Annotated in this window: 21 protein-coding genes; 5 read left to right on the top strand and 16 right to left on the bottom strand. The window is 60.1% G+C overall.

What is annotated here, in order from left to right:
* Positions 1-44: 44 nt before the first annotated feature.
* The 3 genes from HU722_RS16590 to HU722_RS16580 form a co-directional block, all read right to left on the bottom strand.
* On the bottom strand, positions 45-731 hold the full coding sequence (locus HU722_RS16590) for a GntR family transcriptional regulator (RefSeq protein ID WP_065890878.1): 687 nt from the start codon (positions 729-731) through the stop codon (positions 45-47).
* A gap of 17 nt (positions 732-748) precedes the next feature.
* Positions 749-1,450: a FadR/GntR family transcriptional regulator gene (locus HU722_RS16585; RefSeq protein ID WP_065872845.1), complete on the bottom strand. Its 702-nt coding sequence runs from the start codon at positions 1,448-1,450 to the stop codon at positions 749-751.
* Positions 1,451-1,551: 101 nt separating this feature from the next.
* The gene (locus tag HU722_RS16580) at positions 1,552-2,877 is read right to left on the bottom strand and encodes a C4-dicarboxylate transporter DctA (RefSeq protein WP_175402987.1); all 1,326 of its coding nucleotides are present in this window, start codon (positions 2,875-2,877) and stop codon (positions 1,552-1,554) included.
* Positions 2,878-3,094: 217 nt separating this feature from the next.
* On the opposite strand from HU722_RS16580, the gene HU722_RS16575 reads away from it, so the two are divergent.
* Positions 3,095-3,724: a DNA-3-methyladenine glycosylase I gene (locus tag HU722_RS16575; protein WP_065880654.1), complete on the top strand. Its 630-nt coding sequence runs from the start codon at positions 3,095-3,097 to the stop codon at positions 3,722-3,724.
* Positions 3,725-3,760: 36 nt separating this feature from the next.
* Here HU722_RS16575 and HU722_RS16570 read toward each other — a convergent pair whose 3' ends face one another.
* Complete coding sequence (locus HU722_RS16570; RefSeq protein ID WP_065890879.1) at positions 3,761-4,162, bottom strand: cupin domain-containing protein; 402 nt, start codon at positions 4,160-4,162, stop codon at positions 3,761-3,763.
* A gap of 84 nt (positions 4,163-4,246) precedes the next feature.
* Complete coding sequence (gene pdxR, locus HU722_RS16565; RefSeq protein ID WP_065872849.1) at positions 4,247-5,680, bottom strand: MocR-like pyridoxine biosynthesis transcription factor PdxR; 1,434 nt, start codon at positions 5,678-5,680, stop codon at positions 4,247-4,249.
* A gap of 154 nt (positions 5,681-5,834) precedes the next feature.
* On the opposite strand from pdxR, the gene HU722_RS16560 reads away from it, so the two are divergent.
* Positions 5,835-6,278, top strand: coding sequence for a carboxymuconolactone decarboxylase family protein (locus HU722_RS16560; protein ID WP_065872850.1), 444 nt, complete (start codon positions 5,835-5,837; stop codon positions 6,276-6,278).
* A gap of 30 nt (positions 6,279-6,308) precedes the next feature.
* Here HU722_RS16560 and HU722_RS16555 read toward each other — a convergent pair whose 3' ends face one another.
* The 4 genes from HU722_RS16555 to HU722_RS16540 all read right to left on the bottom strand — a co-directional run bounded on the left by HU722_RS16555 (position 6,309) and on the right by HU722_RS16540 (position 9,814).
* The gene (locus HU722_RS16555) at positions 6,309-7,076 is read right to left on the bottom strand and encodes an SDR family oxidoreductase (RefSeq protein WP_049713006.1); all 768 of its coding nucleotides are present in this window, start codon (positions 7,074-7,076) and stop codon (positions 6,309-6,311) included.
* Positions 7,077-7,085: 9 nt separating this feature from the next.
* Positions 7,086-8,153: a phosphotransferase family protein gene (locus tag HU722_RS16550; RefSeq protein WP_065872851.1), complete on the bottom strand. Its 1,068-nt coding sequence runs from the start codon at positions 8,151-8,153 to the stop codon at positions 7,086-7,088.
* Between the two features lie 129 nt (positions 8,154-8,282).
* Positions 8,283-9,236, bottom strand: a complete 954-nt coding sequence (locus HU722_RS16545; protein ID WP_065872852.1) for a 2-hydroxyacid dehydrogenase — start codon at positions 9,234-9,236, stop codon at positions 8,283-8,285.
* Positions 9,237-9,289: 53 nt separating this feature from the next.
* Positions 9,290-9,814 (bottom strand): cysteine hydrolase family protein, encoded by a 525-nt coding sequence (locus HU722_RS16540; RefSeq protein WP_065872853.1) that lies wholly within the window; start codon positions 9,812-9,814, stop codon positions 9,290-9,292.
* Between the two features lie 381 nt (positions 9,815-10,195).
* On the opposite strand from HU722_RS16540, the gene HU722_RS16535 reads away from it, so the two are divergent.
* Positions 10,196-11,473: a serine/threonine transporter gene (locus tag HU722_RS16535; protein ID WP_065872854.1), complete on the top strand. Its 1,278-nt coding sequence runs from the start codon at positions 10,196-10,198 to the stop codon at positions 11,471-11,473.
* Between the two features lie 51 nt (positions 11,474-11,524).
* Here HU722_RS16535 and HU722_RS16530 read toward each other — a convergent pair whose 3' ends face one another.
* The 5 genes from HU722_RS16530 to acnB form a co-directional block, all read right to left on the bottom strand.
* The gene (locus HU722_RS16530; RefSeq protein WP_065880651.1) at positions 11,525-12,103 is read right to left on the bottom strand and encodes an acyl-homoserine-lactone synthase; all 579 of its coding nucleotides are present in this window, start codon (positions 12,101-12,103) and stop codon (positions 11,525-11,527) included.
* A 28-nt stretch (positions 12,104-12,131) separates the two neighbouring features.
* Complete coding sequence (locus tag HU722_RS16525; protein ID WP_065890880.1) at positions 12,132-12,857, bottom strand: autoinducer binding domain-containing protein; 726 nt, start codon at positions 12,855-12,857, stop codon at positions 12,132-12,134.
* 118 nt (positions 12,858-12,975) lie between these two features.
* Positions 12,976-14,247, bottom strand: a complete 1,272-nt coding sequence (locus HU722_RS16520; RefSeq protein ID WP_065872857.1) for a glycosyltransferase — start codon at positions 14,245-14,247, stop codon at positions 12,976-12,978.
* Positions 14,248-14,272: 25 nt separating this feature from the next.
* Entirely contained in the window at positions 14,273-15,166 is an 894-nt protein-coding gene (locus HU722_RS16515; protein ID WP_065890881.1) for an alpha/beta fold hydrolase, read from the bottom strand.
* A gap of 343 nt (positions 15,167-15,509) precedes the next feature.
* Positions 15,510-18,119 carry a bifunctional aconitate hydratase 2/2-methylisocitrate dehydratase gene (gene acnB / locus HU722_RS16510; protein ID WP_065890882.1) on the bottom strand — a complete coding sequence of 870 codons (2,610 nt, stop codon included), beginning with the start codon at positions 18,117-18,119 and terminating at the stop codon, positions 15,510-15,512.
* A 397-nt stretch (positions 18,120-18,516) separates the two neighbouring features.
* Between acnB and HU722_RS16505 the strand changes: the two genes are divergently transcribed.
* Positions 18,517-18,987, top strand: a complete 471-nt coding sequence (locus HU722_RS16505) for a DUF1289 domain-containing protein (protein WP_065872860.1) — start codon at positions 18,517-18,519, stop codon at positions 18,985-18,987.
* 68 nt (positions 18,988-19,055) lie between these two features.
* Here HU722_RS16505 and HU722_RS16500 read toward each other — a convergent pair whose 3' ends face one another.
* The gene (locus HU722_RS16500) at positions 19,056-19,919 is read right to left on the bottom strand and encodes a universal stress protein (RefSeq protein WP_186754196.1); all 864 of its coding nucleotides are present in this window, start codon (positions 19,917-19,919) and stop codon (positions 19,056-19,058) included.
* 151 nt (positions 19,920-20,070) lie between these two features.
* Between HU722_RS16500 and HU722_RS16495 the strand changes: the two genes are divergently transcribed.
* Complete coding sequence (locus HU722_RS16495; protein ID WP_065872862.1) at positions 20,071-20,673, top strand: MiaE family protein; 603 nt, start codon at positions 20,071-20,073, stop codon at positions 20,671-20,673.
* On the opposite strand, the gene HU722_RS16490 is transcribed toward HU722_RS16495, so the two are convergent.
* Positions 20,629-21,828, bottom strand: coding sequence for an MFS transporter (locus HU722_RS16490; RefSeq protein ID WP_065872863.1), 1,200 nt, complete (start codon positions 21,826-21,828; stop codon positions 20,629-20,631). The genes HU722_RS16495 and HU722_RS16490 overlap by 45 nt on opposite strands.
* Between the last annotated feature and the right edge of the window lie 30 nt (positions 21,829-21,858).

Below are 21,858 nucleotides of genomic sequence, written 5' to 3'. Positions count from 1 at the left end.
CAGGCAAGCCAGCTCCCACATTTTGATCTCCATCTACCTTGGGGTCAGTGGTGCTTCAGTAATTTAGTTTCCAGGTGGTCCAGATGCTGGGTCATCAGCGCCACCGCGGTAGTTGAGTCACGCTGCTCCACTGCATCCACAATCGCCGCATGTTCCTGCCACGCGCAATACGTGCAGGCTTTTGCTTCGTATTGGGCAATGATCAACGACGTCAGCGGCACCAAACTGTTAAGGAACTGCGCCAGCGGTGCATTGCGCGCCATCGCTGCCAATTGCAGATGAAACTCTCCCGACAGCCGAATCGCCGGCCCACGCTGGTCGCGCTCGATGCACTCGCGCTCGCGGGCAATCAGCTCGCGTAACTGGCGTACCTGGGTCGGTGTGGCGTGCGCGCAGGCCAGTTGCACCACGGTCATTTCAGTCAGGCGCCGTGCTTCGAGAATTTGCCGGGTTTGCTGCGGGTCCGGCGCGGCGACCTGGGCCCGTTGGTTGGGGCGCAGGATGATCACTTGCTGATGGGACAGTTTTGCCAGGACCCGGCGAATCACACTGCGGCTCACGCCAAAGATTTCGCCCAGGCCTTCTTCGGTAAAACGACTGGCCGGGGCAATGCGTTGTTCGAGGATGGCGTCGAACAGCTGCGGGTAGATGTCGTCCACCGAAGGCTTTTTACCGGCGACCAGGCGCAGGGCAGGGAGGATGGGATCGCGTTGCAGCGCGTGAGCGGTCATGGCCTGTCTCCAGAAAGTCAGCTGCCCAGATGGTCGTCCGGGATGTTCAAACGAATGCCCATGCGCAGGCCTTCCTGAAGGATGTGCCGACGCATTTCCGCACTGGCCAGGGCGCTGTTTTTGTTGCGGATGGCGCGCACCACGGCCTCGTTCTCTCGCAGGCGCTCCGCCAGGTGCTCGGGCGAGTTGCGCAGCACTTGGGCGCTTTGCTTGAGGGCATTGCTGGTTTGCTGCACCACGTTCTGGAAGATCGGGTTGGAGGTCAGGGCGAACAGTTCTTCATGGAAGTCGATGTAGGCGTTCATGCCGGCTTCGGCGTCGCCGGCGTCGAGGGCTTCGCGCATGTCCATCAAGGTCAGGCGCAATTGGCCGACCTCTTTGCTGCTGATGGATTGGGCCACCAGGCCGACGATGAAGGGTTCAAGGGTGTAGCGCAGTTGCAGGATATCTTCCAGGCTGGCGTCGGCCACGGCGTCGCTGGATTGCGGCTCGCTGACGCTGGTCTCCAGCACCACCACGCCTTTGCCGGGCATGGAGCGCACCAGGCCAAGGGTTTCCAGGACGATCACGGCTTCGCGCAGGCTGGGGCGGCTGATGCCCATTTGTTCGGCCAGTTCGCGCTGGCCGGGGAGCATTTCGCCGCGTCGCCACTGGCCCCGCTTGAGTGCGGCGCGCAGTTTTTCTACGACTGAATTGACGACGGTTGAGGTGCTGATCACGTCGTACACTCCTTTAAGTTGCAAATACAATAATTAAACTGGCGTTGAGCCAATGTGGGAGGCTGGCAAGCCAGCTCCCACATTTGAACCGTGTCGCTTGCTCAGAACTCCTGATGCGCCGGCAGCACCGGTTTCTTCGCCTGGAAGGCGTAGCCTTGGTGACCATCGAGGACCTTGTTGGCACGCTGGATATCGATGTCTTTCTCCCAGCGGGCAATGGCCACGGTGGCGACGCAGTTGCCGATCAGGTTGGTCAATGCACGGCCGATGCCCATGAACCAATCCACCGCCAGCACCAGCACCAGGCCCACCACCGGAATCGCCGGGATCGCCGTAAGCGTGGCCGCCAGAATCACCAGGGCCGACCCTGGAATGCCGTGGGCACCCTTGGAGGTAATCAGCGACACCAGCAAGATGGTCATCAGGTCGGTCATCGACAGCGGTGTACCGGTGGCATTGGCGATAAACACGATGGCCAGGGTCAGGTAGATCGAAAAGCCATCGAGGTTGAACGAATACCCGGTTGGAATCACCAGGCCGACGGTGGAACTGCCAATACCCAGGTGCTCAAGTTTACGCATGACCTGCGGCAGCACGGCGTCGGAAGAGGCGGTGCCCATGACAATCAGCAGTTCTTCACGCAGGTACTTGAGCAGCGGCCACATGCGCAGCCCCGACACGCGCATCACCAAGCCGAGAATCAGCGCGACGAAAGCGAAGCAGGTCAGGTAGAACAGGCCCACCAGGCTGCCCAGATGTTGCAGCGAGTCCAGGCCGTAGGTGCTGGTGGTGAAGGCGATCGCGCCGAATACGCCGATTGGCGCCAGGCGCACGATCATGCCCATGATGCGGAAAATCACGTGGCTCAGTTCATTGATCAGCCGCGTGATGCCGGAGGCCGCTTCGCCCACCAGGTTCAGCGCACTGCCGAACAGCACCGAGAACAGCAGCACCTGCAACACGTTGTTCTCGGCGAAAGCGCCGATCACCGAGTTGGGGATCAGGTCCATCAGGAATTGGCTGGTGCCCTTGATGTGCTGGCCCTTGTCGGCCAGTTCATTGAGGCCGGCGGAGGAGAGCTGTTCCAGGTGGATATTGGCGCCAGTGCCGATACCGGTGCTGAAGGCCATGATCAGGCCGATCACCAGGGCGATGGTGGTCAGCACTTCAAAGTAGATCACCGACTTGAGGCCAATGCGTCCGACTTTCTTCAGGTCGCCGGCGCCGGAGATGCCGCTGACCACCACGCAGAACACGATCAGGCCGATCAGCATCTTGATCAGCTTGATAAAGCCGTCGCCCAAGGGTTTGAGTTGCGAGGAGAATTCGGGAAGGGCCAGGCCGCAGATTATGCCTAACATCAGGCCGATCACGACTTGCAGGAAAATCGAACGCGAGCACCATCTGAGCATGGGAGGGATCTCTATTCGGTGCCCTGGTGGTTCCAGGGCTTAATTGTTGTGGTCATACCGGTAAGTCCAGTGCGGGGCCAGTCTAGGCCAGGTATTTTTGAAATAACAAGTCATTATTTGCCAGTTGACGGGTCCCGGTCTGACCAGTTGGTCGGTGAGGGCGATGCTTGAGCGGTTGGCGGGGCGGGATTTTTTTCGCTTATCATCCGCCGCTCGGCCTATGAGGTGATAGATGGACCAGCCAGGACTGACCACCGACGAAACCGGGCGCACCCATTGCACCTGGCGCACCGCAGCGCCGGAATACCCGCATTACCACGACTGTGAGTGGGGCGTGCCGGTAGCGGATGACATCCAGCTGTACGAGAAGATCTGCCTGGAAGGTTTTCAGGCAGGCATGGCCTGGATCACCATCCTGCGCAAACGCGAGCAGTTTCGCGCGGCGTTCGAAGGTTTTGATTTTCGCCGGGTGGCGCAGTACGGCGAGGCGGATATCGAGCGGCTGATGCAGGACCCGGGCATCGTGCGTAATCGCGCGAAGATCGTGTCCACCCTCAACAATGCGCGCAGGGCGTGTGAGTTGGTGGAGGAGACCGGCTCGCTGGCACGGTGGTTGTGGGCGTTTGAGCCCGCTGACGATGAGCGCCCGGCCTTGGTGGACATGGCTTACTGGACGGGTAACCCCACCTCACCGGCTTCCGAACGTTTGTCGAAAGCCCTGAAGAAGCGGGGTTGGACGTTTGTCGGCCCGACCACGATGTATGCGCTGATGCAGGCGATGGGGATGGTCAATGATCATCTGGAAGGCTGCTATTGCCGGCCGCGAATTGAAACGCTGCGGCGGCAGTTCAAGCGGCCCTGAATCCCTGCTCCCACAGGGGGGTGGTGGTGTGGCTGATTAGTGTGGAAGGGGTGTCAGCACCTCAGCCTTGTCATCCAACACCATCACCACCAGCAACTTGGCCGGTTTTGTCTGGCTGGCATTGCTCGATTCAAAGTGCCGCGAACCCGCCGGTTCGTAGAACGACTCACCCACTGTGTAGGTCTTCGCCTTCTCCTCATTCACCCGCGAAGTCACCACGCCCTCCAGCACGTAAGCCACGGCGGTGCCGGTGTGGCTATGGGGCACAGTGGCCTGGCCGGGGGCATAATCGACGGTGAGCAGGATGGTTTTCTTGCCGGGCACATTGGTCAGCGCGTGCTCTTGCAGAACCTTGATCGATTCCTGGTTGTAAACCGGTTCGTGGGCAAAGGCGGTGAGCGAGGTGAACATCAGCGCGCTGGCGAGCAGTCGTTTCATGGCGAGGTTTCCAAGTCATTCGAGACCTCTTCACCCTACGCCGCAGCGCCTGGGTGACCAATGACCAATCCAGCGGAAAACCGCCTAGCCAATCTGCTGGAGAATATCGCGGACCTTGTCCAGCGCCGGGTCGATGTCCAGGGTTTCGATGGCGCCGAAGCCGATGATCAGGCCAGGACGTACCGGAGCGTCGTGGAAGAACACATCCAGGGGGTACAGACCCACTTCGACCTGCCGCGCCAGCTCCATCAGCAGCGGGATGTTGACCGGCACCTTGCACAATGCAGCCATGTGGAACCCGGCCACGGTCGGCACGGCGTCGAACCACGGCGACAAATCCCCCGCCAAGCGCTGCAGGATGCGCTCGCGGCGCCCGGCATAGACCGTGTGGCAGCGGCGGATATGCTTGAGCAGGTAGCCTTCGCTGATGAATTTGGCCAATGCCCATTGCGGCAGTGTCGAGCTGTGCTGGTCGGTCAATTGCTTGGCTTTGAGCACCGCGCCATGAATCGCCGGTGGCAGCACCGCGTAGCCCAGGCGTAGCTCGGGCAGCAACGTTTTCGAGAAGGTGCCGACGTAGGTCACCAGGCCACGGGTGTCCATGCTTTGCAGGGAGTCGGTAGGGCGCCCCTCGTAGCGGAACTCGCTGTCGTAGTCGTCCTCGATAATGATCGCGCCCAGCTCTAGCGCCCGCGCCAGCAAGGCTTCACGGCGTGGCGGGCTCATGGGCATGCCAAGGGGGAACTGATGTGAGGGCGTCACGTAGATCAGCCGCGTGCCGTCGGGAATCTGGTCGACGCGAATGCCCTGTGCATCCACCGGCACACTGGCAACGTTGGCGCCCATTGCCATGAACAACTGGCGTGCGGGGCTGTAGCCGGGGTCTTCCATGGCGACAATGCTGCCCGGTTCCAGCACCACGCGTGCGATCAAATCCAGCGCCTGCTGTGCGCCGTTGGTGACGATGATGTCGCTGTCGCGGCATTTCACGCCGCGCGAGAACGCGATATGCCCGGCGATTGCACTGCGCAACGCAGGCAAGCCTTCGGGTTGGCTGTAGAACCCACTGTTCTGGGCAATCCGGCGCAGCGCGTCCTGGGTGCAGCGCCGCCATTCATCCTGGGGGAACTGGTTGCGGCTGGTGGCACCGCCGATAAATTCGTAACGCAGCGTGCTGTCGCGCGTGGGGTGGCGCATGGGCGAGGGCAGCGACTGCCACTTCGCCAGGTTGGCGGCGCAGGCCAGGTCGGTGGCGGTTTGCAGGCGTTCGGACTGCGGTGCGCGGGCGTTGACGAAGGTGCCACGGCCCGTCTTGCCGACCAGCAGGCCTTCGTAGGTGAGGGTGGCGTAGGTGTCGGACACGGTCTTGCGCGATATGCCCAGTTGCTCGGCAAGCAAGCGGCTGGGCGGCAATTGCGCGCCAGCGGCCAGGCGTCCGGAGCCGATGGCTTCGTGCAGCTGTTGGTACAACTGTTCGGCCAGATCCTTGCGGCCGTTGATCACAACGTGCAGTTCCATGTCTTATCCCGGGCATTCACTCTTTGCCAAGATTACGCGCCTGCGTGACAGGCTCAAAATGGTCTGCGCATAAACCGGCTGATTGGCTATAGGGCTTATGCCTTGCGGACTCTAGGCTGGTTTGTCATTGCGCCCTACGCCAGAGAACCGTTCCATGGAACCTCGCCTCGATTACTACACCGCCTCGCCGCAAGCGCTCAAGGGCATGCTGATGCTGGAGGCGACAACCTTTGGTTTGTCCATCGAAAAGCCCTTGCTGGAGCTGATCAAGATTCGTGTCTCGCAGCTCAACGGCTGTGGGTTTTGCACAGACATGCACTCAATGGCGGCGCGCCAGCGCGGCGAAACCGAGCGACGCTTGTTCGCGTTGTGCGTATGGCGTGACTCGCCGTTTTTCACGGCACGGGAAAAGGCGGCACTCGCCTGGAGTGAATCGGTGGCGACGCTGCCGACCTCGACGGTATCGGATGAATTGTACGCGGCTGTACGCGTGGAATTCAGTGAGCAGGAGCTGGTGGACCTGACCATGGCGGTGTCCAGCATCAGTGGCTGGAACCGCCTGGCGGTGAGCTTTCGGCAGCAGCCGCCGAATGCTTGAATGTGCCAGCTCCCACATAGAGTGCGGCTTTCAGGACAGGAAACCGCCATCCACATTCAGCGACACACCCGTGGTGTAGCTGGATGCATCGCTGGCCAGGAACAGCACCGCGCCGGCCATCTCGCTTGGATCCGCCACACGCTTGAGGGGGATCTGCGCCAGGGCCATTTTCAGGATTGCGTCATTCTTCACCAGGGCCGAGGCGAACTTGGTGTCGGTGAGGCCCGGCAACAGGGCGTTGCAACGAATGCCGAACTCGGCGCATTCCTTGGCGAACACCTTGGTCATGTTGATCACAGCGGCCTTGGTCACCGAATAGATGCCCTGGAATACACCCGGCGAAATCCCGTTGATCGACGCTACGTTGATGATGCTGCCGCCGCCGTTTTCGCGCATCAGCTTGCCGGCTTCCACCGACATGAAAAAATAGCCACGGATGTTCACGTCAACGGTCTTCTGGAACGCACCGAGATCGGTGTCCAGCACGTTGCAGAATTGCGGGTTGGTCGCAGCGTTGTTCACCAGGATATCCAGGCGACCAAACTGTTCGCGAATGCCGGCGAACACTTGGGTGATCTGCTCCATCTCGCCGATGTGGCAGGCCACGGCGGTGGCCTTGCCGCCGTCGGCGATGATTGCATCAGCCACGTGCTGGCAGCCTTCCAGCTTGCGGCTGGAAACGATCACGTGAGCGCCTTGTTGGGCCAGCAACTTGGCGATCGCTTCACCGATGCCACGGCTGGCGCCGGAAACGAATGCGATCTTGCCATCGAGGTCGAACAGGTTGGTCTTGGACATGAGGGTTCCTTAGAGGGCTGATTTACCGATGACATTCAGGCTCATTTGCTCCAGCAGCTTGTTCATTTGAATGAACTGCGCAAAGCGTTTGTCCTGGGTCTGGCCATGGAAGAAGCGGTAGTAGATCTGCTGCACGATACCGGCCAGGCGGAACAGGCCGTAGGTGTAGTAGAAGTCGAAATTGTCGATCTGCAGGCCCGCGCGTTCAGCGTAGTAATCGACGAACTGGCGGCGGGTGAGCATGCCGGGGGCGTTGCTTGGCTGACGGCGCATCAGTTGCACCGGCGCAGGGTCAGCGGCTTCGATCCAGTAGGCGAGGGTGTTGCCCAGGTCCATCAGCGGGTCGCCGAGGGTGGTCAGTTCCCAGTCCAGCACGCCGATGATCTGCATCGGATTATGCGGGTCAAGAATCACGTTGTCGAAGCGGTAGTCGTTATGCACGATGCTTGACGTCGGGTGGTCGGCGGGCATTTTTTCATTCAGCCAGGCGCGTACCGCATCCCAGCGTGGCGCGTCGGGGGTCAGAGCCTTTTCGTAGCGATCGCTCCAGCCACGGATCTGGCGTTCAACGTAGCCTTCGGGTTTGCCCAAATCCGCCAGGCCGCAGGCGCTGTAGTCCACCTGATGCAGTTCAACGAATTTGTCGATAAAGCTCTTGCACAGCGCCTCGGTCTTGGCGGCATCCAGGCCCAGCTCGGCCGGCAGGTCGGAGCGCAGGATGATGCCGTTGACGCGCTCCATCACGTAGAACTCGGCACCGATCACCGATTCGTCGGTGCAATGCACGTAGGCCTTGGGGCAGTAGGGAAAGCCGTCTTTGAGCTGGTTGAGAATGCGGTATTCGCGGCCCATGTCATGGGCGGACTTGGCTTTGTGCCCAAACGGTGGGCGACGTAGCACGAACTCCTGACCGGGGTATTCCAACAGGTAGGTCAGGTTGGACGCGCCACCTGGGAACTGGCTGATCGTAGGCGTGCCGCTCAAGCCCGGGATGTGAGCCTTGAGGTAGGGATCGATCAGGCTGGCATCAAGTTCTTCACCTGGGCGAATCTGGGTCGATTGGTCGTTCAGCGCCATGCTTATCCCTTCTGCTTATTCTAAAGGCCTTGGACTATTTCCTAATCTAATGCGCACCACCGCCCAGCGACAAGGTCGGGGCGGCTTAATAGGTTAGCGTGTTGGACGATGATCAGCGTGCCTGATCGGTCATTTATTGGGCGGGGGCAGGGCGACCGGCGTGAGCACCGGACGCCCGGCGAAGTATTCCACCAGGTTGTCGGCCACGCGTTGCACGGTGTCATGGGCGGCTTCCGGCGAGAGGCCCGCGACATGGGAGGTGAGCACGGTGTTGCCGAGTTTTTTGAGCGCGTCGGGCACCTTGGGCTCGTCGTCGAACACATCCAGCGCGGCGCCGCCGATGCGGCGTTGCTCCAGGGCGGCGACCAGGTCGGCGGTGACCACCACGCTGCCACGGCCGATGTTGACCAGATAGCCATTCGGCCCCAGCGCGTCCAGGGCATGGCGATCAATCAGGTGGCGGGTGCTGGCGCCGCCGGGCGTGGCCAGGATCAGGAAGTCCGAGGTGCGCGCCAGTTCCACGGCGGTTGCGCAGTAGGTGTAGTCCACGTCGTCGCGCGGCTGGCGGTTGTGATAACTCACCTCCATGCCGAATCCCAGGGCGGCACGCTTGGCGATCTCCAGGCCCACCGCACCGAGTCCAAGAATGCCCAGCTGCTTGCCGCCCAGCGACGGGCGCATCACTTTCGGCCATTCATGACGGCGCACGGCTGCGTCGGTCTGCGGGATGCCGCGCACCAGCGACAGCAGCAACGCCATGGCGTGATCGGCCACCGACGGCGCATTCACTCCGGCGCCATTGGTGACGACGATTCCGCGATTGCTGGCGGCCTGCAGGTCAACATGCTCATAGCCGGCGCCGATTACGCAGATTATTTCCAGCAGCGGCAGGGCGGCGATTTCCTCGGCGTACAAACCCAGCGGGCCACGGGTCAGTACGGCGTTGATCTGGCTGCCATGGGCTTTGATGGCTTCGGCGCGTTCGGTGGGCGTCGGCGCCAGGATCACGTGAAAGTCATTGCTCTCGATGATGGGCAGGTATTCGTTGATGGTTTCTACCAGGACCAGAACGGTGGCGGTCATCGGAAGGCTCTTCCTGAAGGGTTTGAGGGCATGAGTATGCAGTATTTGCGTGGTCAGAAGCGGATCTCAGCCGCTCTCGTGCGCTTCACAAACGCCCCAGCCAACGTCGCGTTGTGATGCTCGATAATCGCCTCGGCTTTCAATGCCGCAGTGTCCATGCAGGTATGGCCGTCTTCCGGCAGCACCACCTGGAAGCCCAGTTCCACCGCTACCCGGCAGGTGGCGTCGATACAGAACTGGGTTTTCATGCCCACGATCACCAATTGGCTGACCTGTGCCGCCCTCAGTTGCTGCTGCAAGTCTGTGCCCAGGAAGCAACTGGGGCGGGTTTTGTTGAACAACAGATCGCGCGACTCGTCGACATCCAGGCCATGCCATAGCTGCCAGGGCGCGCTGCCGGCTTCAATCGGCGAGCCTGCCGGGCCAGTGTGGCGGGCGACGAAGATCGGGGCGCCTGCATGGCGTGCACGCTGAATCAGTTGGTTGATGGTGGCGAGTACACGTTCGCGCTCGAAGGGCTTTTCCGGACCGTCGTATAAGCCAGTTTGCATATCAATGATCAGCAGGGCGTCAGTCATGGTGTTGCTCCTTGCAATGGCCAGATGGCGGAGCAATAAAAAGGCCCCGTCCATTGCTGGCGGGGCCTTGGGTTGAATCTGTGAGGTGTCTAGCGTGAACACCCACCGCAACCGCACGACCCGCCTGAGGCGGTCGTGGTGGTGGGGGTGAGGTTCAGCTGAATACGGTTCATGGCTGGATCATGCTGAAAGCGGCGCCAAGTTGTCAACGAATGTGTTTGATTTGTGCGCGGCGCGTCGATGTACCACGCCACCGTTCCTCAGCTAAGTCTTTGCTTATTCAACAGAATCCCGGACAATCCGGCCCCTTCTATGGTCGGGGCGCTGCCTGTCAGGTTTTTCTGACTCGTCCCGACCGTGTAAAAGCGGAGATCCGATCGGATGAATGATCAGGCCAATAGCGTCGACCAACGCTATGAGACGACACCTGCAACCCTCACACGCTGGAGCCGCCAGGACACCACCTGGATGCTTGGCCTGTTCGGCACCGCCATTGGCGCCGGCACGCTGTTCTTGCCGATCAACGCGGGCCTGGGAGGCTTCTGGCCACTGGTGATCCTCGCGGTACTGGCCTTCCCGATGACGTTCTTCGCCCACCGTGGCCTGACCCGCTTCGTACTGTCCGGTCGAGAAGGCTCCGACATCACCGACGTCGTCGAAGAGCACTTCGGCATCAAGGCCGGTGCGCTGATCACCTTGCTGTACTTCTTTGCGATCTTCCCGATCCTGCTGATCTACAGCGTGGCGCTGACCAACACCGTTGGTAGCTTCATGGAACACCAACTGCACATCATGCCGCCACCACGAGCGATTCTGTCGTTGGTGCTGATCCTCGGCCTGCTGGCCGTGGTGCGTTGCGGCGAGCAAGTGATCGTCAAGGCCATGAGCCTGATGGTGTATCCGTTCATCGTCGCCTTGCTGTTCCTGGCGGTGTACCTGGTTCCGCATTGGAATGGCGGCATCCTCAGCACCGCCAGCGTAGTCCCGGCACCGTCTGCACTGCTCAATACGCTGTGGCTGGCGATCCCGGTGATGGTGTTCTCGTTCAACCATTCGCCGATCATCTCGGCCTTTGCGGTTGACCAGAAGCGCCAGTACGGCGCCCACGCCGATGAGCGCAGCTCGCAGATCCTGTCCCGCGCACACGTATTGATGGTGGTGATGGTGCTGTTCTTCGTATTCAGCTGCGTACTGACCCTATCGCCGGCGCAGTTGGCCGAAGCGAAGGCGCAGAACCTGTCGATCCTGTCGTACCTGGCCAACCACTTCGATAACCCGACCATCGAGTTTGCCGCTCCGTTGATCGCGTTTGTGGCGATTGCCAAATCGTTCCTGGGCCACTACATCGGCGCCAGCGAAGGCCTCAAGGGGTTGGTGCTGAAAACGGGTCGTCGCCCGGGTGCCAAGCGCCTGGACCGCATGACTGCCGCTTTCATGCTGGTGGCGTGCTGGATGGTTGCGACGTTAAACCCAAGCATTCTCCACATGATTGAGGCTCTGGGTGGTCCGATCATTGCTTCGATCCTGTTCCTGATGCCGATGTATGCCATCCGCAAAGTGCCGGCCATGGCCAAGTACCGTGGGCAGGCGTCCAATGTGTTTGTCACGGCGGTTGGCCTGGTGGCGATCACTGCGGTGGTGTACTCGCTGATTCCTTGATGTGAGCAAAACCTTCGACCCGGGCTTTCCTCACACCTGGATCACGCAGCGCTATGCAACGGCCGAATCAGCGTGCAACGCGATTTGGCCGTTTTTCTGCCAGGCCGGAAAACTCAGCGCTACCAGGTGGTCTTTGTTCACGCGTTGCGCAGCGCCGAGGCGACTCAACTGCACACCATTTTTCAGGAAATAACGCTCCAGTGCCGGGGTGGTGACCGCCACCACTCGATTGGCGCCCTGGCGCCAGGCATGGTGCAGGCTGTTCCACCAGATCCGCATCGGTAAGGTGCCTTCCTCAAGAGCTCGGGCGGCAAAGCGCGACACTTCCCAAGTATCACTGCTTTGCGGGCTGGGCTGGTCGCACAGAAATCCAAAGACTTCCGACAGCAGATAAGGCTGTGTGGTCGGCAACAGTCGTGCGCAACCGCAGACCTGGCCTTTGGTGTCCAGGGCGAGGATGTGACGGGTGTCGGCCTGGTCGAACTGGTCGAATTCGCGTTGGGGCAGGGCGCAGGTGGAGTCTAGTTTCCAGCCCAGTTGCTGGATGAATACTTCGTGTCGATAGCGGCCCAGGTCGTCCTCAAGGGCTGCAGACAGTTCATGGTGATGGCGGGTGATGATATTGATCATTGGATGTCCTTATCGTGATCGTCGGGCCCTAGATCAAGCCCAGTGCGGCGGCATAGGCAGCCGCCAGTGTCTTGTTGGCGGCCCCGAATTTTTTCTGGATGGCCTTGAGGTGAAAGTTCACGGTGTTGATGGAGATGGTGAGGATCAGCGCGATCTCGCCGGAACTTTTGCCGTCGGCGGTCCACTGCAGTATCTCCCGCTCACGCAGACTGAGGCACACCGATGGGTGGGTGCGTTCGCTATGGCCAAGGTCCGTCAGGCGCAGCGTCACCTGTTCGAGGATGCAGCGCAGGCGCAATTCTATTTCGTCGCTTTCTGCCTGTGAGATCCGGTCTTCGCGCCGGGCCACGGACAGTAACCGCAGCGAGTGATCGTGGCTGCGAATCGGCAGCGTGGCGCCGATGCGCAGACCCCAGTCCCGAGCTTCCAGCCATAACTTTCGACTGTTATCAAACAGTGCGTCGTTCCACAGCACCATCTCGGTGGAACGCAAGCCACTGAGAATCGACGGATCGACTGCCGCGTAGTTTTGCTCCTCGTAATGTTCCAGCCATCTTTCGGGGTAGGAGCCGTAAATCTCGGTTTTTGGACGGGTAAAAGGGGTCAGGTGGCGTACGCCATAGGCGTAATACTCGAACCCCAGTTGCAACACCTCCCGCTCCAGCAGCGCGAACACTTGTGGCCCACCCTGTTGCTTGAGCATCTCTATCCGCAAGCGATTCCACCAGCGAATGAGGTCGTTTTCCTTCTCCATGGACAGTCGCCTCGATTCCCCAAACCTTTGGCAATCTAGCCCACGAGATATTTCTGTCAAACTTTTCCTAGGCTTTCCCGATGGCTCTGGCACGGTGCTTTCACCCAAGACGCTGGTGTTATGACGCTTGGCGCAGACGAGGAATTGAATGGCGCGCGTGGCACTGCTCAATGGCCTTGACCGCTGTTTCACAGGACGCCGCGTCGGCGGGCATCAGGCTACTCGCCCGCAGGCTGGCCTTTTGCAAGTGGGTATCGTGTAACAGTGCTGCGATCGCCCCTTGCAGGTCTTGGCTGTCCAGGGGCAGGTCGAGGCGAATCCCGCACCCCATGCGCACCAGTCGCTCGGCGTTATCGAACTGGTCGTGAGCGATCGGCAGGACGATCTGTGGAATGCCGGCCGCAAGCCCCAGGCTCATGGCACCAATGCCGCCGGGGTGGACCAGGCCCGCCGCGCGGGGCAACAGTGAACTCATCGGCAAGAACGGACGCTGCATCACCGTGGGCGGCAAGTCGCTGATGACCGGCCGATCACCGGTCAGAAAAATGCCGCGTGCGCCCGACTTGTGCAGCGCTGCGAGGGCGAACCGATAAAACTGATGGTCAAAGTGCTCAGTGGAGCCTTGGGTGAAGACAATGGGGGCAGATCCTGCGTCCAGAAAAGTTCGGCTTTGCTCATCGAGCCCGAGGGTGCCGCCGTCGAACAGTGGGAAGCCGGCCATGTGCAAGGGCTGCGGCCAGTCTTGCTGTACGGGGGCGAACCATTCGGGGAACAGGCATATTACCCCTTGAGGCGAATGCATCCATTGGCTGAAGATAGTCTTCACCGTGCCTGGCAGCCCGTGTTTGCGGCGCAGGGCATTGATTTGGGGCGCACAGGTACGGTCCAGGCTTAGGTATTCGATCCCGCGCCAGAGGAGTTTACGCAGGGTCAATGGCAAGCGCGGCGATACATTGAAGGTGGGGTGCACGGGCGGCAAATGTGCAGACAGCAACGTTGATGGTGATACTTGGACGGACAGGTAGGGGAAGCCGTATTTTTCATGGGCGATACGAGCACCCAAGGCCCACAGCGAGCCGACGACCACGGTGTCGTCGTTGTCCTGGGCGGTCACATAGTCGTAGACCGGCTCTAAAAGGCCGGCGATGGCTTGCCACAACACGCCGAAGGATGTCTTCGGGTCCCACAGCCGGGGATCACCCATGGCGGCGGTGTAGGTAGCCTCATCACATAACGGTACGAAGTCTAGGCCTCGCGCCTCAATGGTGCGTTGAAAAGCCGGCATGCTGCACAAGGTCACCTGATGACCGCGCAGAATCAGGGCAGAGCCCAGGCCGATAAAGGGAAAAACGTCACCGGCCGAGCCGATGGCAATCATGATTACTCGCATCATCCACATCCTTGTCGAAAAGTGCTCAGGCGAAGCTCAACTGCGCTCGGTGCGGGGGCGACGCGTGAAGCGCCTCTGGCTGGGTATAGCGAGGCGCCAGCAAATGACCGAGCAATGCACGGTGCACGCCGTTGGCCGCCGCCCTGGATTCCAGATCCAGAAAATGCCCGCTGCTCTCGGCCGTGGAGAAGCTGCAGTCACGGATGTACTGTTTGAAGCACTGCACGTCCATGGCGCTGGTGTATTCGTCCCAGGCGCCGTTCAAAAAGTGCACATGGCTGTTGATGCTCGAAAGTTGCGGCAGGTAAGCCCCCTCGTTGAGCTTGAGCGCCTGGTCGATATGGAATCGCGCTTGATGCTGCTCGGCGTCGATCAACTGCGCCATGTGTTGTTGATTAGCGGTCTTGAGTCGGGCCGGAAGGTGCTTGCCCAGTGTCTGGTTGAGCAAATGGCCGATACCTGCGTTGTCATCCCGGGCCATGAGTGCCTGGGCCCCGCTGACGTAGTCGAGCATCGGTGCGTTGAGGCCGGGAGCGAATGACATCACGACCGAGCTTTTGACGGTGCCCGGGTTTCTGGCGAGCGCCAACAGGGTCGACAAGCCACCCCAGGAGGCGGAAACCAGGTGGTGAATATTGAAGCGCTCGATCAATGCCAGCAATATCTGCACTTCGTCGTCCTTGGTCACCAGGCACCGGTCCGGGTTATGAACGCGGGAGTTTCCAGCGAACGGTAAGTCAAACAGCACCACGTTAAAGTGTTCGGCCAGGCATTTGCTTGTACGGGCAAAGGCCGACGTCGTGGCCATGGCGCCGTTGACCAGCAAAACGTTATTTTTATTGGGAGCATCGCCGATTTGTTCCACTGACACCGAATAATCCTTGAAGACCTTCTTGATCACATAGTGTTTACGCGACATAACACACCTCCAGTCAGCACTTGAAAAACAGGCGAGAGCGCCCCTGCCACTGAGCTCAGGTGCCGGGGGCAAGGCTTGATTGTTTTTTATTAGAAGTAGTACGGCTTACAGCGCGAAGTAGATCCAGAGCAGGCAGATCCCATGACGCAGGTTTCAGGCTGTAGAGAGTTTTAGTCTTCAAGGTGTTGGGGGACAACTACCTGATCTGGTAGGTCGGTATACAAAGGCGGTCGGCAATCAGTGTGTTTCATCTGGCGCGGCGGTTCTTCAAGCACAAAAAAACGCCGCGTATCTTGCGATACGCGGCGTTTTTTTTACCGGGTGTAGCTACATCAACACACCCTTAGGCTTGAATCACCGGGATGTTGGCGCTTGCTGCGATCTTGCGGAACTCAGCGATCTGGTCGAAGTTCAGGTAGCGGTAGACGTCACTGGCCATGGTGTCCAGTTTCGCTGCGTAGCCCATGTACTCTTCGACGGTCGGCAGGCGACCCAGGGTAGACGCCACTGCTGCCAGCTCGGCAGAAGCCAGGTAGACGTTAGCGCCGTCACCCAGACGGTTCGGGAAGTTACGGGTCGACGTCGACACAACGGTCGAGTTCGGCTCTACACGTGCCTGGTTACCCATGCACAGCGAGCAGCCCGGCATTTCCATGCGCGCGCCAGCCTTGCCGTAGATGCCGTAGTAGCCTTCCTCGGTCAGTTGGTGAGCGTCCATCTTGGTCGGCGGCGACAGCCACAGACGGGTTGGCAGCTGACCCTTGACCTGCTCCAGCAGCTTACCGGCAGCGCGGAAGTGACCGATGTTGGTCATGCACGAACCGATGAACACTTCGTCGATCTTCTCACCGGCAACGCTGGACAGCAGACGGGCATCGTCCGGGTCGTTCGGTGCACAGAGGATCGGCTCGTTGATGTCGGCCAGGTCGATCTCGATGACTTCGGCGTATTCCGCGTCGGCATCGGCTTCCATCAGCTCTGGGTTGGCAACCCAGGCTTCCATCGCTTGGGCGCGACGTTCCAGGGTGCGCGGGTCGCCGTAGCCTTCACCGATCATCCAGCGCAGCAGGGTGATGTTGGAGTTCAGGTACTCGGTGATCGACTCTTTCGACAGCTTGATGGTGCAACCGGCAGCGGAACGTTCGGCCGAGGCGTCGGACAGCTCGAAAGCCTGTTCCAGCGTCAGGTCGTTCAGGCCTTCGATTTCCAGGATGCGGCCGGAGAAGGCGTTCTTCTTGCCTTTCTTCTCTACCGTCAGCAGACCCGATTGGATCGCGTAGTAAGGAATGGCATGAACCAGGTCACGCAGGGTGATGCCAGGTTTCATTTTGCCTTTGAAGCGCACCAGGATCGATTCCGGCATGTCCAGTGGCATTACGCCAGTGGCCGCGGCAAACGCCACCAGGCCAGAACCGGCCGGGAACGAGATGCCCATCGGGAAACGGGTGTGGGAGTCACCGCCGGTACCGACGGTGTCCGGCAGCAGCATGCGGTTCAGCCAGCTGTGGATGATGCCGTCGCCTGGACGCAGCGATACGCCGCCACGGGTCATGATGAAGTCAGGCAGGGTGTGGTGGGTGGTCACGTCGATCGGCTTTGGATAGGCCGCGGTATGGCAGAACGACTGCATTACCAGATCGGTCGAGAAGCCCAGGCACGCCAGGTCTTTCAGTTCGTCACGGGTCATCGGACCGGTGGTGTCCTGGGAACCCACGGTGGTCATCTTCGGTTCGCAGTAGGTGCCAGGGCGAACGCCTTTGCCTTCTGGCAGACCGCACGCCTTGCCGACCATTTTCTGTGCCAGGGTGAAACCTTTGCCGGTGTCGACAGGCGCTTCAGGCAGCTTGAACAGGTCGGTAGGGCCCAGGCCCAGTTCAGCACGCGCCTTGTCGGTCAAGCCACGACCGATGATCAGCGGGATACGGCCGCCGGCGCGGACTTCGTCCAACAGCACCGGGGTCTTCATTTCGAAGGTGGTGATGACTTCGTCGGTGCCGTGTTTGCAGACTTTGCCAGCATGCGGGTACAGGTCGATCACGTCGCCCATGTTCATGTTGGTAACGTCGAATTCGATTGGCAGTGCGCCAGCATCTTCCATGGTGTTGTAGAAGATAGGAGCGATCTTGCTGCCGAAGCAGAAGCCGCCAGCGCGCTTGTTCGGCACGTAAGGAACGTCGTCACCGAAGAACCACAGTACGGAGTTGGTCGCGGATTTACGCGAAGAACCGGTACCGACCACGTCACCGACGTAGGCGATCGGGAAGCCTTGGCCGCGCATCTCTTCGATCTGCTTCATCGGGCCGGTCTTGCCTTGCTCGTCCGGCACGATGCCTTCGCGAGCCATTTTCAGCATGGCCAGGGCGTGCAGCGGGATGTCAGGGCGGGACCAGGCGTCCGGGGCAGGGGACAGGTCGTCGGTGTTGGTTTCGCCGGTGACCTTGAACACGCGCAGGCTGATCTTGTCGGCCAGGGTCGGGCGGTTGCGGAACCACTCGCCGTCTGCCCAGGACTGGATCACGGCTTTGGCGTGATCGTTGCCATTGCGGGCTTTTTCGGCCACGTCGTGGAACGCATCGAACATCAGCAGGGTGTGCTTGAGTTGGGCGGCGGCGACAGGTGCCAGCTCGGCGTCGTCCAGCAGATCAACCAGTGTCACGATGTTGTAGCCGCCTTGCATGGTGCCAAGCAGTTCAACGGCGCGTTTCTTGTCGATCAGGGGGGAAGTGGCTTCGCCCTTGGCCAGGGCAGACAGGAAACCGGCCTTGACGTAGGCAGCTTCGTCAACGCCTGGTGGAATGCGGTTGGTGATCAGGTCAACGAGGAATTCTTCTTCGCCAGCCGGAGGATTTTTCAGCAGCTCAACCAGGCCTGCGGTTTGTTCGGCGTTAAGCGGCTGGGGAACAATACCCAGGGCTGCACGCTCTTCGATATGTTTGCGGTAGGCTTCAAGCACAGTTATTACCCTCATCAGTGGTCCCACGGGACGCTCATCCAGCAATGAACGGCACGCATGCGCTCGGGGGCTTTTTGAGCCACAAAGCCAGCGCTGCCGGCATTTCTCACAGAAGCTGCTTTCAAAGTTTTACGCCTGCAGAACGGAGCTGATGAGGGTTGGCGAGGGCGTTGACCTACCGAGTCATTCACCATCGCCAACACCGTTCTGAAGGAACGACTGTGCTCGTGACGCTTTGAAAACAGCTTCCAGCGGATTATTGGCGCCTTACAAGGCCGGATGATTCTACGGCAAAAAAAAACTAAAGGTAAGTTGCCTCGCCAAGTTTGCAGGGTGATAGCCGTTAGACAAAGGGCTAACATGGCGCATTGTTTCGCTGATCTGCGTGTCGTTGCCCATGTCCAACCAAACCATCAAGACTCCCTGCGTCGGCCTGTGCTCCACGGTTTACGGCGATCTCGTGTGCCGTGGTTGCAAGCGTTTCCACCACGAAGTGATCCAGTGGAACGGCTATAACGAAGAAGAAAAACGCGCGGTCTGGCTGCGGTTGGAGCAGCTGTTGGTGCAGGTAATGGCCGGCAAAGTCGAGGTATTCGACCCCAAGACCCTGCGTGGGCAGTTGGAGCAGCGCAAGATTCGCTTTGTGCCGCATCAATCCGAGTATTGCTGGGCGTACCAGTTGATCGCCCGTGGTGCGCGGGTTATTTCCAACTTGGAGGCTTACGGCATGGTGCTGTTGCCGGAGTTTCGCGATTGGCCCTTGCCGGACCTGCGCGATGCCATTGATCGGGAGTTTTTTATCCTGTCGGAGGCGCACTACCAGCGCTATATCGCGCCAAACTTTTTGAAGGATGCACTGGGGCACTGACTGGAGCGGTCAAGGCGGGAGCAGGCAAGCCAGCGCCCACAGTTGATTTTTGTTGCCTGAAGACCCCGTCAGGGCTTGCTGGCCAGTTCCTCCAGCTGATCCATCAGCGTGTCAGGCTTGAGCACCAACACATCACTTTCCACTGCATCCAGTATCACCTCCGCCGTATTGCCGATCAGCGCTCCGGTAATCCCGGTGCGCGCCACGGTGCCGATAATCGTCACCGCCGCCTGCCACTTATGGGCGGCGAACGGGATCAGCACATCCGCCGGGCCTTCCTCAATGTGCAAGTGTGAGTCGTCCACATCGAACTCTGTCTGAAACGCCTTACATTGCTCGCGATAACGCGCCTCGATGGTTTCCTTGAGTTGGAAGGTCGGGTCTGCCGCCGACAACATCGGCGACGGGTGGGCGCTGATGACATGCAACTGCGCCTTGGCCAGGCTGGCGATATCAAAACCATGGTCGATGATTGAATTGTGCAGCGTCCGATGGTCTGCATCGGTGTTGCCCACATCGATCGCCGCCAGGATCACACCGCTCATCCACGGCTTAGCCGTCTTGACCAGCAGCACTGCCGACGGGCAATAGCGCAGCAGCTTCCAGTCAGCGGGCGTCAGCAGGGCTTTTTTCAGCGGGCTGTCGGGGAAATGCTGCTTGATCACCAAGCCACAACCCTCGGCTTGCTGCACATCGATAATGGTTTCATGCAGGCTGTCATTCCAGGCCTGCTCGGTGCTGACGCTGTAGCCGTCTTCCTGCAAGCCCGACTTCAGCAGCGCCAGAAGCGCCGAGTGCTCATGCTTCTTGTCGCAGACCAGCAAATGCAAGTGCGCGCCAGTGACCCCGGCGATCAGCTTGGCGCGCTTGAGGGCCAGGCTTTCCGAATGCTCGGGTTCGATGACCACCAGGATGCTGCGGATGGCTTGCATGATCGGATCTCCAAAAGAGGCGGGGGCTGGAACAACTATAGTTGCTGCCCGCCAGACGTCATGTTGATGCACATCAAGGCCCGTGACTGGTGGTCTGCGGCGGGGTCGGTATAATCGCCGGCCTTTTGTGATCCTTTTGCCCGTGAGCCCGATGAACCTGCCAGAAATCCACGAATTCCTCGGTTGCCGCACCCCTGACGCTTGGGTCCAGGCCGCGCTGGCCGATCAGGAAACCCTGCTGATCGACCACAAGAACTGCGAATTCAAAGCCGCCAGCACCGCCCTGAGCCTGATGGCCAAGTACCACGGCCATGTTGACCTGATCAACATGATGTCGCGCCTGGCCCGCGAAGAGCTGGTACACCATGAGCAAGTCATGCGTTTGATCAAAAAGCGCAAGGTCGAGCTACGGCAGCTGCACGCCGGGCGCTATGCCTCGGGTTTGCGCAAAGTCGTGCGCAGCCATGAGCCGGTCAAACTGGTTGACACGCTGGTGGTGGGTGCCTTTATCGAAGCGCGCAGTTGCGAGCGTTTCGAAGCATTGGTGCCGCATTTGGACGAAGAACTCGGCAAGTTCTACTTTGGCTTGCTGAAAAGCGAGGCGCGGCACTTCCAGGGTTACCTGAAGCTGGCGTACCAGTATGGCGACGCCAAGGATATCGCTCAGGTGATCGAGCGGGTGAGGGCGGCCGAGCAAGAGCTGATCGAGTCACCCGACATCGAATTCCGCTTTCACAGTGGCGTGCCAGCCTGACGCGACGGCCACGCCGATCAGCGCGGTGATCCCGGTCAGCAGCAGGATCACCGTCTGGGTACTCAAGGGCGCGGCGAGTACGGCAATCGCAAGACCGGCCAATGGCTGTGCCAGGTTGTTGAGCAACGTGATCACGCCCACCGTTTTACCGAAGTCTTGCACCGGAATGACCCGTTGACGTGTGCTGCGCATATACACGTTGAACATTTTGTCGAAACCGGTGACCAGCAGGAATCCCACGGTGTAAGCCCAAAGCGTGGGGCTGACCGCCATGACCAGGGCCCCGGCCCCGATCATTGAATACGACAGCCCGCCCAGCACTTTCAACGACAGCGTGGCGCGCGCCAGGTAAAACAGGATAGCGATGGTGACCACTGCGCCGGCCGCCTGTAGCAACGCATAGGCATCCTTGCCGGCGGCGAATTGACCCGTGACCATCGCCGCCGACGTGGCCAGCGTCACGCCGATGATCAGGTTCACGCCGACCGCGAGGGCAATGATGCGCTTCAGCTCTGGCAGGTTGCGGATATGCCCGAATGCGATGCGCAGCGGTTGCAGCCAGATGTCCTGATGCTGTTCAAAACTCTCAAGATTCACCGTGGTGTTGCGCTGCCAGGCCCGCATCGCCAGATCTGCCAGCACAAACAACCCGGCAACCCCCAGCACTACCCAATGCCAGGCCCACACCTCCAACATCAACGCCGCTACCAGCGGCCCCAGCACCAGGCCGCTCTGGTCGGCTATTTGTGAGTAGGACAAGGTCTTGGCGTAGGTGTAATGCTTGAAGATGTGTGGCATCACGACTTCGCGAGCCATGATGCCTTGCGTCGTCAGTACGCCGCACAGCGCAGACAGGGCCACCAGCCAATAGATACCGTCAAACACCCCGTAAAGCGCTACGGCCACCACGCACGCCAGTGCGCGGTAAACCTGGCTGATATGCAGGATGCGCACCGGCGAGAATTTATCGCACAACGCTCCACAGACGGGAAAGGCCAGGTAGCGCGGCAGCGATTCGACGAAAAACGCCAACCCGGCCCACGCGACGCTGTTGGTGGTCTGGAACACAATCAGCGGCACGATAAACAGCAGGATCTGGTCCGCCAGCCGTGACAGGAACAGTGAGATAAAAAAAGCCAGGTAATCCTTGCGCATGGTGCTCCCGTTTCAATGAATCATAGAGTC

Source organism: Pseudomonas tritici, from assembly GCF_014268275.3.
Taxonomy (GTDB): Bacteria; Pseudomonadota; Gammaproteobacteria; order Pseudomonadales; family Pseudomonadaceae; genus Aquipseudomonas; species Aquipseudomonas tritici.
The sequence above is the reverse complement of the archived record's forward strand: the minus strand, read 5'-3'. Positions and strand labels throughout refer to the sequence as shown.